Here is a 14,163-nt window from a genome sequence, read left to right as displayed (position 1 = left end):
CTAAGATCGCGCCGCTGAATAATGATTTGAACAAAAAATTCATAGAGAGTGAGTTTTCGGATAAACTTGAAAAGAAAAAGTATTTCGTTTATACCCGGGGCATCAAAAAAGCTTTGGAGCTGTTCCGCGAAGAAAACATCCCTTTGCAGACTCAAATCCAGGTGGAGCAGCAGAAATACCAGGCGATTACCGGTGCGATGTCGGTGACCCTTCGTGGAAAAGAATATACACTCGAGCAGGCTGCTGTATTCTTAAAAGATACCGACAGAAATATCCGCCAGGAAGCCTGGGAGGCAATCACTGCCCGCCGGCTTCAGGATAAAGATAAACTGGATGAGTTATTCAATGTCCTTTTAAAACTGCGTCACCAGGTTGCTTTGAACGCTGGCTTCGAGAATTTCAGAGATTATATGTTCCAGGCATTGGGGCGTTTTGATTATACGGCTAAGGATTGTTATAAATTCCATGAAGCCATTGAAAAGGAAATTGTTCCTATTCTTCGTGATTCAGCCGAAACCCGTAGAGAAGCCCTGAATTTAGAAGCTTTAATGCCATGGGATATGGATGTAGATATCTCCGGGAAACCCGCGTTAAAACCTTTCAATACTGGAGAGGAACTGATTGAGAAATCTATTAAATGCTTTCAGGGCTTAAATCCTTATATCGGTGAGAGACTGGAAATCATGAAGGCCAATGGTTTTTTTGATGTCGAGAGCCGTAAAGGCAAAGCCCCGGGCGGATATAATTATCCCCTGGCCGAAAGCGGTGCACCGTTTATTTTTATGAACTCAGCGGGCACTTTCCGTGATCTGACTACCATGGTCCATGAAGGTGGACATGCATTGCATACTTTTATCTCCGCCGACCTTGAACTCAATGATTTCAAACACCTTCCTTCAGAAGTAGCAGAGCTCGCTTCGATGAGTATGGAGCTCATATCTATGGATAAATGGGATGTGTTTTTTGATAATCCTGAGGACCTGAAACGTGCCAAAAAGGATCAGTTAAAAGATGTCCTGAAAACATTGCCCTGGGTTGCGGTGGTCGACCAATTTCAGCATTGGATCTATACCAATCCAGATCATAGCAGCGAAGAAAGAAGCGAAGCATGGAAAAAGATCTTCGAACCTTTTGGAAATAATTTTGCAGACTGGTCCGACCAGCCTGAAGCACTGGCCAACCTCTGGCAGAAACAGCTTCACATTTTTGAAGTCCCGTTTTATTATGTCGAGTACGGCATCGCACAATTAGGCGCAATCGCCGTCTGGAAAAACTATAAAACCAATCCCGAAAAAGGCCTGCAGGATTACCTGAATGCCCTAAAGCTTGGCTATACCCGGACAATCAAGGAAATCTACGAAACAGCGGGTATTGAATTTGATTTTAGTGCGTCGTATGTGAAAGAGTTGGCGGAGTTTGTGAAGGGAGAACTTGGAAAAGTGGAGAGTTGAGATTCTCCACTTATAGGGCACGCTTATTGCGTATCCCCGCTCATGAAATCAATATTCGTTCTCCTCGCCTTTTTTATCTTTTCCACCACTTCCTACTCCCAGATTTGGGAAACGGTTGCTATCGACAGCACCGTGTCTGTGAAGCTTCCGAAAGGTTTTACGAAATCAGATAAGGACGAAAAGTATAGTCTTGTTGCGGTAAGTCCGTGGGGAACTATACTTATTTTCAAGACTATGGATGATGAGTTGTCGACCCCTGACATTGAAAAAGACAAGCATCTCCAAAAATACTATGATGATTACATCAAAAATGTAAGGACAGTATCCACCGGATCCCTCATAAAAGATGAAAAAGATGGCAAACTTGGTGAATTAAAGGTAAAGGATTTTACCCTTCAGATCGATACCGGCAGCGGTGTTTTATACCGTAATTTCAGACTTCTCCATGCCAATAACGCAACATACATCTTCGAGTTCCTTTATCAGGATCTTCACAATCAATTTGCAGTGCCTGAAAAAGAGAAGTTTTTCAACTCTATTGAAGTAAACGAAAGTCTTGACAAAACGGATCAATACACCAGCGAAGAAATCAATGAAAACAATGCCGCAAGCAAATCATATCTGTACTTGGCTATACCTGGGGGGATTGTTTTAATTGGGTTGGCTTTTTTTCTGCTTCGAAAAAAGAAGGTGGGATAATTAAGAATTACGAATTCTGGGCGCAGAAAAGGGACAATTACGAATTAAGAATTCTGGGCGCAGAGGCTGGGCGCACAAATCCTTTCTTAATTTTAGATATCAAGAAAATCGCAGGTCTCTTATCTGTTTTGGAAAAGATAACCTGAGATGGCAAAAAAACTCAGGGAGCGAGAAATGGTAATACCCAATTATCTTATTGATTGCACTCCCAGGCAAGGTACGTCTCCTTCAACTTTCAGTTTTCCGTTTTCAGTTCCCCTTCCTTTTTATCTAAACCTTTAACCTCCATTCTGACCTTCCCCAATTCGTAATTCGTAATTCGTAATTCACTTCCCCTATTGCCAGTGCCCCCTAAACCTCCCTTTCAACAACCTCCCGTCCAATTTCGGTGAATGATACCACTCCGTATTTTCCAGCCACCAGATCAGTTGGAAAGTGAGGACAACACCCAACACCGCTCCCGCAAAAACATCCTGGAAGAAGTGCTGTGAGAGGTACACGCGAGAAAAAGCAGTAAGAACCGCAAGCGGGATAATCACCCAATGGTACCTTAAATTAGGGAGAATAAAGGCCAGAACCACAGCAAGAGTAAAAGCATTGGTACTATGTCCGGAAGGAAAACTATTGATTTCATATAAAGGATATCCCTCAATGGTCCGGATAGGATTTAAACCCTCGAAAAACTTGCTTGGCCGGGGCGAGTCAAATATCCTCTTCAGGATCTGCACGGTTACTGAAGAATAGAGATAAGCAAGAGCAGTAAGCACAGCATATCGGTATTTGATAAACAACATCCCGATACAAACCAGGATGGTGGAGAATTCATCGCCTAAATAAGTACTAATTTTAAAAAATTCATCAAAAAAGGGAGTATGGCGAATATTCGTCCATAAGAATATCTCAATCTTAGAATTTGTAAGATAGATGTACAGGCATATCACCACCATTATTATAAATGGAATGATAAAGGCGAGGTGCCTTCTAAGGAGATTGCCGAAGCTTTTTCGCTCTATTTTCCGCATATTTTCAAAACTAATAATTTTTACTGCAGGGGTGCCTATTCCTAAGGGATTGGATACTTGTTAATTTTGCTTGGGTTTATAGTTTCATAACGGTTTATTTAAAGGTTAGTTTACCAGGCCGCCTTATTAAATCAATTTCAGCCGTTGTTCCTGTGAATCATAAGATAATTGGCTTGCCGGAGAAGGCTGCATTGCCCATTTCTACTTCTTTCCATTTTTCTTTGTTTTTAACGGGTTAATAATTCTGTTGTGTAATAGTACACCACAAACATGAGCAGAAGCCCGGGAAAGCCCAAATGTTGAGACGAATTGAGACGAAATGAGACGATTCTGAGACGATTCCGGGAGTGGATCTGGTGATTGATCCCATCTTCCACATCCATTGGCTAACAGTTTGTGAATGCAGACAGATTCCAAGCAGGTTTTAGATAAATGCGAATGATTAATGCTTGTGTTCCAATTCCCCTTCGGTCTGGCTTTGAAATACGACGCAGCCTGCCGAAGCCGGGGCGTAGGAAAACCGGCTTTGGAAGATACCCCGAACGAAGCCTGACCGAAGAAATACCGAAGCGGACCGAAGAAATAGCGAAGACCGGCCGAACACCGGGCGAAGAAACAGCGAAAAAACACCGGAAAAATAGCAGTAAAACTTTGGAGAGATACCGGAGCTGTAGCGGTGCTATAGCGAATCTGTATAGGAAAAGAGTCAGAGAATAGCCGAAAACATGGCGGACAAGTACCGAAAAGCAATTATTTCATGCACGGGTATTTAAGCTTGAGAAGGTCGGGAAGATAGTAATAAGAAATTCCACCCTTTTGCTCCCATCTAACCTTCTTCTGGTCGCGGTAACGGTAAAGGGTGCTTTTGCTTATGGATAGTTTTTTAAGGACTTCCTGCATCAGGCCCCAGTCTTCAGGACGGTAGTGACGACCGCGCATTTTCGGTCGCCGCTTCATCTGCTTACGAAGCTTTTTCAGGTTTTTATTAACCTTAACCAGGAGCAATATGACTTGTTCAGTTTCCGACACTTGCGATGCATTGTACACCACAAATTTCAAGAGTCTTTCGGAAAACCGTGCTTATACGTGCTTATATCGTATAAGCATTTGCTTATATTTTGCTTATATCGTATAAGCGATGCTTATATTTTGCTTATATCTTCCTTTTTAACTACTTCATACCTTCGCATTGTTCTGAATACCCACCTTCCCAGTAAGAAAAGCAAATACAATAAAAAAGCATAAAATAGGAAGACAAAAAGAATGATGATTACAGTTATTGCACCATGCGGCGGTACCTCCTTTCCGAATCCCCGGATAATATAGTCCGACATTGCGGATGCCCTCTTAAGGAGCAGCAAGGCAATAATAGAACCTGCTATATATAATTGGGTTTCTCCCCAGGGCCATATTAAAGGAATCCCTGTCCGGGGCACGGAACTATCAGCGTGTTCAGCAGTTTCCAATTTTTCTACCTGAGAAACCCCCTTTTGCTCCTCAGCAGGTTTAAGTAAAGCTACTTCCACAGCAGGCTCACTTCCAGGTAAGTTTGCCGCTAGCACTTGTGATCACTAACATCCCAGCTACCTTCGCAATTTTTACATTCTCTGAGGTTTTCCTTGGGGCTGGGATTGTTATCGTTAACTCAACCAGCTCCGCACTTCTAGGAGTTACTTTAGTGATCATAATATTAAACTTATTATAGGTTCGATTCAAATGAGGCGGACATCTCTTCCCCTTCCCTTACAAAAATGAATTGCCAATCCATATTAAAATATATGTCGTTATTTATATATTTGATTTACTGACATCTATAGGAAATCAATTTACTGTTCTAATGCATCAATCTATATTGAAATTACTATGTGTTGGTATATTGAGCGCTTTTATCTTACCTGTATGCGCGCAGAATTCCCTTTCCGCTGACACCCTAAGTTCCGCATTTGCCCGATCGCTTTTCGCAAAAGCCAATTCTGCTCAATCCCGCTTAAACAATGGAAGGGAATACATTTCTACTAATCCAAGGACCAAGGGTCACCCTTTCTTTGAAACAAATGTCTGGACGGAAGGCAACATCACTTACGATGGCGCTGAGTTTAATAACGTTAAGATGCTTTACGACGTGGAGAAAGATGAAGTTGTAGTACTTAATTTCCTTTTGCAGAACAAGCTAAGCCTGGTAAAGCAAAAGGTCGAAAGCTTCAGAATTCACCAACACCAGTTTATTTATCTCCAAACTGATAGTCTGAACAAAGAAAGCAGCGGAGGGTTTTATGACCTGTTATACGACCAAGGGCTCGCTGTTCTGGCGAAGCGTAAGAAAGAGATTAAGGAGATTAATAATACCAGCCGCGAAGCCAGTTTTATCCCGGCAGATGAGTATTACTTCATGAAAGACGCAACCTTACATCCCGTCAAAACGCTTGGATCAATCGCGAAGCTTTTAGAAACTAGCAAGGCTGAAATTAACCAGCATCTGCGCAAAAATGGAATAATATTCCGTGAAAATCCAGAGAAGGCAATGGTCAGTATTGCATTATATCATGATCAATTGAGTAAGTAATATGAGATATCTTACGATCATTTTATTACTTATTATAACTCATACGCAAGCCCAGGTTAAAGAGGAAGCCTTGATTTCCGGCACTTTCAGCAATTTGCAGGCGACAGAATTTATTTTGCAGCTTGAAGCTCAAACTTCTTATCGTTTTTATTATAAAGGTTCGGATCTGGATACTCTTAAAGTTGATATTACGGTGGACAAAAAGACTCTTACAGAAGTACTGGGTCTGGCCTTTAAAAATACCGATCTAAAATATGCCATAAACGGCTCGAACGTTTTTCTAAGCAAAAACAAGGCGGTTGAGACCCGGTTACCTGATGGCTTTCTATCTAATAATAATTCAGTATCCGAAATTTATAAGCCTGAAGCCGCCAATCCCTTAGCAGTTGATGATAAAGTAATAAATGCCACCCTCGAAAATAAATTATACACCATTGGAATTAAAACCGGCAGTTCAACAGGTATGGCCACGCTGAGTGGCACCATTAGAAATATAAAAACCGGGGAACCACTGGCAGGAGCCTCCGTTTATATTGAAAGTCCAAGGAGCGGGACAACGGCAGACCAATTCGGATATTATTCATTGAGTATCCCCAAAGGCCAGCATGTGCTTTATATCAAAGGTTCTGGCATGAAAGAGCGCAAACATCAGATCATAGTTCACTCTGATGGAAAATTTAATGTCGAACTTCAGGAACAGGTATTGGCTCTAAAAGAAGTGATAGTCTCTTCAGAAAGAGCTGCAAACGTCACACGTGTTCAGCTGGGTGTAGAAAAATTAACTATAAAAAACATCAAGCAGATTCCCGCGGTGTTTGGCGAAGCGGACGTTATAAAAGCGGTACTAACTCTTCCGGGTGTGAAATCTGTAGGTGAAGCAAGTTCTGGATTTAATGTGAGAGGCGGCTCAACCGATCAGAACCTGATCTTATTTAATGATGCAACAATCTATAATCCGTCTCATTTTTTCGGATTTTTCTCCGCATTTAATCCTGAAGTGGTCAAAGACATTGAGCTTTATAAAAGCAGTATCCCTTCCAGGTTCGGAGGGCGCCTGTCGTCCGTGCTTGATATTCATACACGTGAAGGAAATAAAAAAGAGTTCTCCGGCTCAGCTGGGATTGGACTGCTCACGAGCCGATTAAATATTGAAGGTCCGATAGTTCAGGACAGGACTTCACTTATTCTTGGAGGGAGAACAACCTATTCTAATTGGATGCTTGATCTGCTGCCTGGACAGTACAACAACAGCCGAGCATCCTTCTACGATCTGAACTTTGGAATCAACCATATTGTAAACGAAAAAAATACTCTTTTTCTAACCACCTATCTGAGTAACGACAAGTTCAGTTTAAATAAGGATACCACTTCCTATGCTTACAATAATAAAAATGTGTCGTTGAAATGGCGTCATGTTTTTAGTAATAAACTAAATGCGGTATTCACAACAGGGAAGGATTTTTACGGGTATAATATCTCAGGAAATGAAATTCCAACGATCTCCTATAAGCTTGACTTCAATGTGAATCAATCGAACTTTAAGTCGGACTTTACCTGGTACCTCAACCCCAGGCATACCATTGATCTGGGCTTTGGTTCGATCTATTATAAGCTAAACCCTGGGAATTTTCAGCCATTAAATGAGGCATCATTAACTAAGCCGGACAGGCTCGATGCCCAGCAGGCATTGGAAAGCGCTGTATATATTGGAGATCGCTTTGATGTGAATCAGAAACTTTCATTGAATTATGGAGTCAGGTATTCGTTGTACAATTATCTAGGACCACAGCAGGTAAACACATATATATCAGGCTCTCCCAGAGAGGAGTCAAGCATCACAGGTGTGAAAACCTACGACAAAGGGGAATTCATAAAAAACTATCAGGGCCCGGAATTCAGATTATCAGGACGATATTCAATAAATGATGATCTTTCGGTTAAAGCAGGGTATAATACGCTGCGGCAATATATTCATCTCTTGTCCAATACGACTTCTATAGCTCCAACGGACATCTGGAGATTAAGCGATCCGAATATCAGGCCACAGTTTGGCGATCAGGTTTCCATCGGGATTTATAAGAACTTAAAATCGAATAGCATCGAAACATCGGTAGAAGTATACTATAAACGCCTCCAGGATTTCCTGGATTATAAAAGTGGTGCTTCGCTGATTATGAATCACAATATCGAAACTGAAGTACTGAATACCCGGGGAAAAGCTTACGGAGCAGAGTTTATGATAAGGAAATCGGCTGGAAAAATGAATGGCTGGCTGAGCTATACCTACTCCCGGACATTGCTTCAAATGGATGATGAACTAGGTGGTCAGCAAATCAACGGCGGACGCTATTATCCTGCCAACTACGATAAGCCGCATGATCTAAGCCTGATCGGGAACTATCGCTTCTCGCATCGTTTTAGTATTTCAGTCAACGCTCTTTACAGCACCGGACGACCGATAACCTTGCCTATTTCAAAATATATGTACGCCGGCTCCCAAAGGGTATTGTATTCAGACAGAAACGCCTACCGGATCCCTGATTATTTCCGCACAGATTTTTCAATGAATATTGAAGGAAATCATAAGGTCAGGCAGCTAACACATAATTCATGGACTATAGGAATATATAATATCACCGGACGCAATAATGCCTACTCAACGTATTTCACATCTGAGGGCGGCGCAATCAGAGGTTACCAGCTCTCCATATTCGCTTCTGCCATGCCCTTTGTAAATTATAATATCAGATTTTAGAATAGAATGAACAAAGTGTTACAAAATATATTCTACTTCACCCTGATCATTCTGGGGAGTGCATGTAAGGAGCCTTATAATCCGCCAGCTGTTGCCGACGCTCAAAGCTATTTAGTGGTTGAAGGATTCATCAACATTGGTGGAGAAACAAATATAATTTTGAGCCGCAGTACCAATTTAAAAGACACTACTAAAACGGTTCCAGAGCGGCGTGCAATAGTATTCGTGGAGAACGAGCAAAATGGGAGTTTTATACTTCGCGAATCATCGCCGGGGAAATATACGATTTCAGCTGCTGGATTAACCACGGGCAAAAAGTATCGTGTTAGAATTAAAACTACTTCCTCCGAATACCTGTCCGATTTCGTAGACGCATTGCAAACCCCGGAAATAGATAGCCTAAATTTTAAGATCCGGAACGACGGTGTTCAGTTTTATTCCAACACCCATGATGGTTCCAATAAAACAAAATATTACCGTTGGGAATACGATGAAACCTGGAGATATGCATCTCTTTATAACTCGACTATAGAATATATCAGTGGGTCTTTGGAACGTAGGTTACCGGGAAATCAAATTTTCTATTGCTGGAGGACTAATTTCTCAAATGACATTATCCTTGGTTCTTCTGCCAACTTATCTTCGGATGTTATCGTAGACAATCCCTTGACGTTCATCCCAGCAGAAACTGGCAAAGTAACTTTTGGATACAGTATCCTGGCAAGACAATATGCCTTAACCAAAGATGCCTATGAATATTGGCAGACACTTAAAAAAAATACCGAACAACTAGGATCTATTTTTGATCCCCAGCCCTCTTTGGCAAGTGGAAATATAAAGTGTATATCTAACAAAAAAGAGCCAGTAATTGGTTACATCAGCGCTTCAAGTGTTACCAGTAAGCGGTTATTTTTTAGCAATAACAACTTTCCTTTTCATTCACCTTCTTATTTGTCGCCACCCCCACCTGATGCATGTGAAATTGATGGAATTATTGTTCAACCGATAGTTAGTTTCGCAAGCAGGGCGGCTCAGTTATTTAAATCCGGCGATCTAATTCCACTAGAGCCCTATGGAGAACCCGGACAAGGAATAATATCCTATACATATGCTCGCAAAGAATGTGTGGATTGCAGAGTGAAAGGCGGCACAAACATAAAACCCACGTTCTGGCCATAATATGAGATATCTTATAGTCGCTAAATATCTTAAATGTTTATCATTTGCATTAGCTGTAATTGTTTACACCAACCTGGAATGTTCTGCCCAGACTACAGTTGCAGATAACCTAAAAGCAAGATTTTCCGAATTTACTAATAAAGCCTACCAGGAGAAGATTTTCCTTCACACGGACAAAAGCTTTTATAATTCCGGCGATCTGCTGTGGTTTAAAGCCTATGTCGTAGACGGCAGCACGCATAAGCCCTCAGACCTTAGCAAAGTTGCCTACGTTGAGATACTCGATTCACTCCAAACCCCGGTATTGCAAGCCAAGATTTCTGTAAAAAATGGCTTTGGAAATGGATCATTCGTGCTTCCATCATCATTGAACTCTGGCAATTACAAGATCCGGGCGTATACGAATTGGATGAGGAATTACAGTGCAGATTACTATTTCGAGGAACTTATCAGCATCGTAAATTACGATAAAAGTTTACCGTATCACAGTACCCCAACCAGCTTTGTTCCCGACATTCAATTTTTTCCTGAAGGCGGAAACTTAGTCGAAAACCTGATGAGTAAGGTGGCCTTTAAAGTGAATGCCCCCGATACGCGCGCGTTCATTGTAAGCGGATTCATCATTGATCAAAATAATGATACTCTGCTCAGGTTCCAGCCTTCGGGAAACGGGATCGGAGAATTTAATTTCAGTCCGGAAAGTGGGAAACAATACCGCTCCGTGCTGCTTATTAATAATCAAAAATTCACCAGGGAACTGCCTCAAATTTTAAGTGCCGGGTACGTGATGAATGTAAGGGAGAACAACCCGGAGAAAGTTCAGATTCGTGTCGACCAAACTGCAGATTTAGGAGGTGGAACTATCTATTTATTAGTCCACACCCGCCAGAAACTAAAAATAGTGGTAAGTGCTGCTTTCAAAGGCAATACTTTGACATTCAATATCAAAAAAGATCTGCTTGGAGACGGCATCTCACACCTAACAATTTTTGATCATAATAAACGCCCCGTCGCTGAGCGATTGTATTTCAAACACCCAAAAAACAAATTAAACCTGCAGGCTCGCCCCTCTTCTAACCAGCTTGGTTTGAGAAAAAAAATAGATATTGATATTACATCAATCGACCCTGCTGGCAAGGCCCTGCCTGCTCATGTATCCGTAGCAGTTTACCGCCAGGATTCGCTCCCCTCATTTACTCACCAGCAAATTCTTACATATTTATGGTTGAGTTCAGATTTAAAAGGACCTATAAACAACGCAGATCAATATCTTCGGGATGAAAGTCCTGCAAGCAACAAAGCACTCGATCAACTCATGCTAACCCAGGGCTGGCGGCGATTTAACTGGGATCAAATAATAAGCGATAAGGAGGCTTCCTTTACCTTTATACCAGAATACCAGGGTCATATAATTAACGGAACGCTGGTAAATACCCAAAACGGACTGCCAGCAAATGGTATTGGCACCTACTTAAGTATACCTGGCTCGAGAGTTCAGGTATATCAGGGGAAAAGCGATACACAGGGTAGAATCTCCTTTTTCACAAAAGACCTCTATGGGTCCAATGAGGCTGTAATTTCTAATAATTTCGCAGTAGACAGCATATACCGCTTAAATATCATAAATCCTTTTTCAGAGAGTTTCTCGGAAAAGCGCATTCCACCACTCAGTCTTAATCAAGCTTCGTCCCAAAGATTGAATACCTACTATATAAACAAGCAGGTCCGAGACATATACGCTCAGCGTAGTAATCGATTCTATTCTCCTGCGATTGATAGCACGGCATTTTATGGCACCGCTGATATTAGTTATCATCTGGATGATTATACCCGCTTTCCTACAATGGAAGAAGTTCTGAAGGAATATATTCTAGAAATTTCCTTACTGCAGCGACAAAAGAAAGCATTTATACGCGCAAGTATGAGCGATCAAAAGGGCTTTTATGATCAGGCTGCTTTTTTAATGGTCGATGGTGTGCCTTTCTTCGATGCCGACAAAATTGTAGCATTTGACCCATTGAAAATCAAAACGATCGATATCGTAAACCACAGGTACTTATTAAACGAGAAGGTGGTAGAAGGCATAATTAACTTCAAATCCTACAAAAGCGACCTCGCTGGCTTCGAAATCGATCCCCGATCTGTAGTTCTGGATTATGAAGGATTGCAGCTTAAAAGAGAATTTTACTCTCCCATCTACGCCACAGAAACTGAACTAAAGAGCCGCCTACCTGATTTCAGAGATCTTCTATTTTGGGAATCCGATGTTCAAACGGATGAATCAGGCAAGGCAAAATTAAGCTTTTACACTTCAGACCAGGAGGGTAACTATAAAATCATCATTCAGGGAATTTCCAACAGCGGTCTGGCGGGTAGTGGCCATGGGAGTTTTATGGTAAAATAATTGTGAAAGAAGTACCTACGTAAATCGAAGTTAATTAATCCATGTCTGAAAGAACAGAAAATTATCGGGTGGCAGAGAAATTTATTTTAAGGATATACTGCTCAAATAATGCTTCGATACAATAAAGTCTAAACTTATAATCCTTAATCAATTTAATTCCCCCCTATCAGTCCGAATAAATTTTTATGTTTGAAAAAAATCAACCAATTTCCTATGTCTTCTAACTTCTTTCGAAAAAAATCAATCGACCTTATTATGAAGGACCGCCAGGCGGGATTCTCAGATGCTGAGTCTGAGGATAGTGGCTTGCGAAGGGTTTTGAATGTAAAGGACCTGACATTGATGGGAATAGCTGCGGTGATTGGAGCCGGCATATTTTCGACCATTGGGAATGCTGCCTTTAATGGCGGGCCCGGGGTTAGTATTCTGTTTGTTATAACTGCCGTCACCTGTGGCTTTTCTGCTCTTTGTTATGCAGAATTTGCCTCGCGGATTCCTGTGGCGGGAAGTGCTTATACCTACGCCTATGCTTCATTCGGCGAGCTTATCGCCTGGATAATTGGATGGGATCTTTTAATGGAATATGCTATCGGCAATATAGCTGTGGCGATATCATGGAGTGAGTATTTTACCAATCTTCTGGAAGGGTTTAATATTCACATGCCGGCTTATCTCACCATGGACTACCTTTCTGCCGCTAAGGCACATACTCTGGTTACGACTCCAGGTGCAGACCTGATTGCTATAACTGATAAAGTGAAGTATGCTGCAGAAGCCTGGAATACAGCTCCCGGATCTGGAAATTTTAAACTGATTGCTGATATCCCGGCACTTGGGATTGTTTTCCTGATCACCTATCTCGTGTACATTGGTATCCGGGAAACGAAAAAAGCCACAAATGCCATGGTTTTTTTAAAGGTTGGGGTTGTTATAGGTGTGATCCTTCTTGGCTTCTTCTATGTTACGCCTGCTAACTGGGATCCTTTTATGCCTAATGGCTTTGAAGGAATGATGAAGGGCGTGTCCGGGGTTTTCTTTGCTTATATCGGATTTGATGCTATTTCGACAACCGCAGAAGAGTGTAAAGACCCTCAACGTGACCTTCCAAAGGGAATGATCTATTCCTTAATCATCTGTACTGTACTCTACATACTTGTCGCACTGGTCCTTACCGGGATGGTCAACTACAAATACTTACAGGTGGAAGATCCACTGGCTTTTGTTTTCAAAAATGTGGGACTGGAAAATATAAGCTACGTGATCTCAGTTAGTGCCGTGATAGCCACTGCAAGTGTATTACTCATTTTTCAAATGGGCCAGCCACGTATCTGGATGGCCATGAGCCGCGACGGTCTTCTGCCTAAGAAATTCTCCAGCATCCATCCTAAATACAAAACACCAGGCTTTGCAACGCTGGTTACGGGTTGTGTGGTAGCAATTCCAGCCTTATTTATGAATCTGACAGAAGTAACGGATCTTACCAGTATCGGTACTCTTTTCGCATTCGTACTGGTCTGCGGCGGAGTTCTTTTATTGCCTAAAGAACCGATTACCGATCAAAATCGCAAGCGGTTCCGGATCCCTTATGTTAACAGCAGGTACATAGTTCCCCTTTTGTTCATCACCATTTTTATCGTCTTCAGAGAGCAGATTTTATCGCTCTTTACTTATGATGGCGACTGGCATGTTTACAAAGACAGATTGCCTTATTTCTTGTTTATGATTGCCGCAGTGACCATGTCGGTACTGTGCTTTATTAAAAAGCTTTCGCTGATACCTGTTTTAGGGATGCTAAGCTGTTTGTATTTAATGACGGAGCTGGGGTATACCAACTGGTTAAGGTTTTTAATTTGGCTGGGGCTTGGTTTGGTTATTTATTTCTTTTATGGGTATCGTAAAAGTAAACTTAACAATAATTGAAAATGGAGAGTTGAGAATGGAGAATAAAAGTTCATTTGTTCGTTGGCAAGCCATTCTCAACTCTCAACTCTCCCTTCTCCATTTCCTTTAAGCCTCGTCAACCCATTATCATCCTGCGATGACACAATAAGCGGTACCCTCTCTATCGTTACGAAACTGATGTCTAGTCC

Annotated in this window: 10 protein-coding genes; 7 read left to right on the top strand and 3 right to left on the bottom strand. The window is 41.6% G+C overall.

What is annotated here, in order from left to right; genetic code table 11:
- Positions 1 to 1,451, top strand: a 1,451-nt coding sequence (locus tag WBJ10_RS07730) for a M3 family oligoendopeptidase (RefSeq protein ID WP_424288978.1), incomplete at its 5' end; no start/stop codon positions are given.
- A 42-nt stretch (positions 1,452 to 1,493) separates the two neighbouring features.
- On the top strand, positions 1,494 to 2,150 hold the full coding sequence (locus WBJ10_RS07725; protein ID WP_424288976.1) for a hypothetical protein: 657 nt from the start codon (positions 1,494 to 1,496) through the stop codon (positions 2,148 to 2,150).
- Between the two features lie 335 nt (positions 2,151 to 2,485).
- On the opposite strand, the gene WBJ10_RS07720 is transcribed toward WBJ10_RS07725, so the two are convergent.
- The 3 genes from WBJ10_RS07720 to WBJ10_RS07710 form a co-directional block, all read right to left on the bottom strand.
- A complete protein-coding gene (locus tag WBJ10_RS07720) occupies positions 2,486 to 3,172 on the bottom strand; it encodes a phosphatase PAP2 family protein (protein ID WP_424288974.1) in 687 nt (228 codons plus the stop codon).
- A gap of 750 nt (positions 3,173 to 3,922) precedes the next feature.
- Entirely contained in the window at positions 3,923 to 4,201 is a 279-nt protein-coding gene (locus WBJ10_RS07715; protein ID WP_424288972.1) for a hypothetical protein, read from the bottom strand.
- Positions 4,202 to 4,314: 113 nt separating this feature from the next.
- Complete coding sequence (locus WBJ10_RS07710; RefSeq protein ID WP_424288970.1) at positions 4,315 to 4,734, bottom strand: hypothetical protein; 420 nt, start codon at positions 4,732 to 4,734, stop codon at positions 4,315 to 4,317.
- Between the two features lie 275 nt (positions 4,735 to 5,009).
- Here WBJ10_RS07710 and WBJ10_RS07705 point away from each other — a divergent pair, with 275 nt between their 5' ends.
- From WBJ10_RS07705 to WBJ10_RS07685, 5 genes are all read left to right on the top strand, one after another.
- Positions 5,010 to 5,735: a hypothetical protein gene (locus WBJ10_RS07705; protein WP_424288968.1), complete on the top strand. Its 726-nt coding sequence runs from the start codon at positions 5,010 to 5,012 to the stop codon at positions 5,733 to 5,735.
- 1 nt (position 5,736) lies between these two features.
- Positions 5,737 to 8,490 (top strand): TonB-dependent receptor, encoded by a 2,754-nt coding sequence (locus tag WBJ10_RS07700; RefSeq protein WP_424288966.1) that lies wholly within the window; start codon positions 5,737 to 5,739, stop codon positions 8,488 to 8,490.
- A 6-nt stretch (positions 8,491 to 8,496) separates the two neighbouring features.
- Positions 8,497 to 9,669: a DUF4249 domain-containing protein gene (locus WBJ10_RS07695; RefSeq protein ID WP_424288964.1), complete on the top strand. Its 1,173-nt coding sequence runs from the start codon at positions 8,497 to 8,499 to the stop codon at positions 9,667 to 9,669.
- A gap of 1 nt (position 9,670) precedes the next feature.
- Positions 9,671 to 12,073, top strand: a complete 2,403-nt coding sequence (locus tag WBJ10_RS07690) for a hypothetical protein (RefSeq protein WP_424288962.1) — start codon at positions 9,671 to 9,673, stop codon at positions 12,071 to 12,073.
- A 213-nt stretch (positions 12,074 to 12,286) separates the two neighbouring features.
- On the top strand, positions 12,287 to 13,993 hold the full coding sequence (locus tag WBJ10_RS07685) for an amino acid permease (protein ID WP_424288960.1): 1,707 nt from the start codon (positions 12,287 to 12,289) through the stop codon (positions 13,991 to 13,993).
- Positions 13,994 to 14,163 lie beyond the last annotated feature (170 nt).

It is taken from the genome of Daejeonella sp., from assembly GCF_049655485.1.
Taxonomy (GTDB): domain Bacteria; phylum Bacteroidota; class Bacteroidia; order Sphingobacteriales; family Sphingobacteriaceae; genus Daejeonella.
Note: the sequence above shows the minus strand (reverse complement) of the source record. Positions and strands in the feature narration are given on the sequence as shown.

What these genes read in the sequence shown, in the direction of transcription:
- WBJ10_RS07705 (WP_424288968.1), top strand. Translation starts at nt 5,010, where the DNA reads ATGCATCAATCTATATTGAAATTACTATGTGTTGGTATATTGAGCGCT.
- WBJ10_RS07720 (WP_424288974.1), bottom strand. Translation starts at nt 3,172, where the DNA reads ATGCGGAAAATAGAGCGAAAAAGCTTCGGCAATCTCCTTAGAAGGCAC.
- WBJ10_RS07685 (WP_424288960.1), top strand. Translation starts at nt 12,287, where the DNA reads ATGTCTTCTAACTTCTTTCGAAAAAAATCAATCGACCTTATTATGAAG.
- WBJ10_RS07695 (WP_424288964.1), top strand. Translation starts at nt 8,497, where the DNA reads ATGAACAAAGTGTTACAAAATATATTCTACTTCACCCTGATCATTCTG.
- WBJ10_RS07690 (WP_424288962.1), top strand. Translation starts at nt 9,671, where the DNA reads ATGAGATATCTTATAGTCGCTAAATATCTTAAATGTTTATCATTTGCA.
- WBJ10_RS07700 (WP_424288966.1), top strand. Translation starts at nt 5,737, where the DNA reads ATGAGATATCTTACGATCATTTTATTACTTATTATAACTCATACGCAA.
- WBJ10_RS07725 (WP_424288976.1), top strand. Translation starts at nt 1,494, where the DNA reads ATGAAATCAATATTCGTTCTCCTCGCCTTTTTTATCTTTTCCACCACT.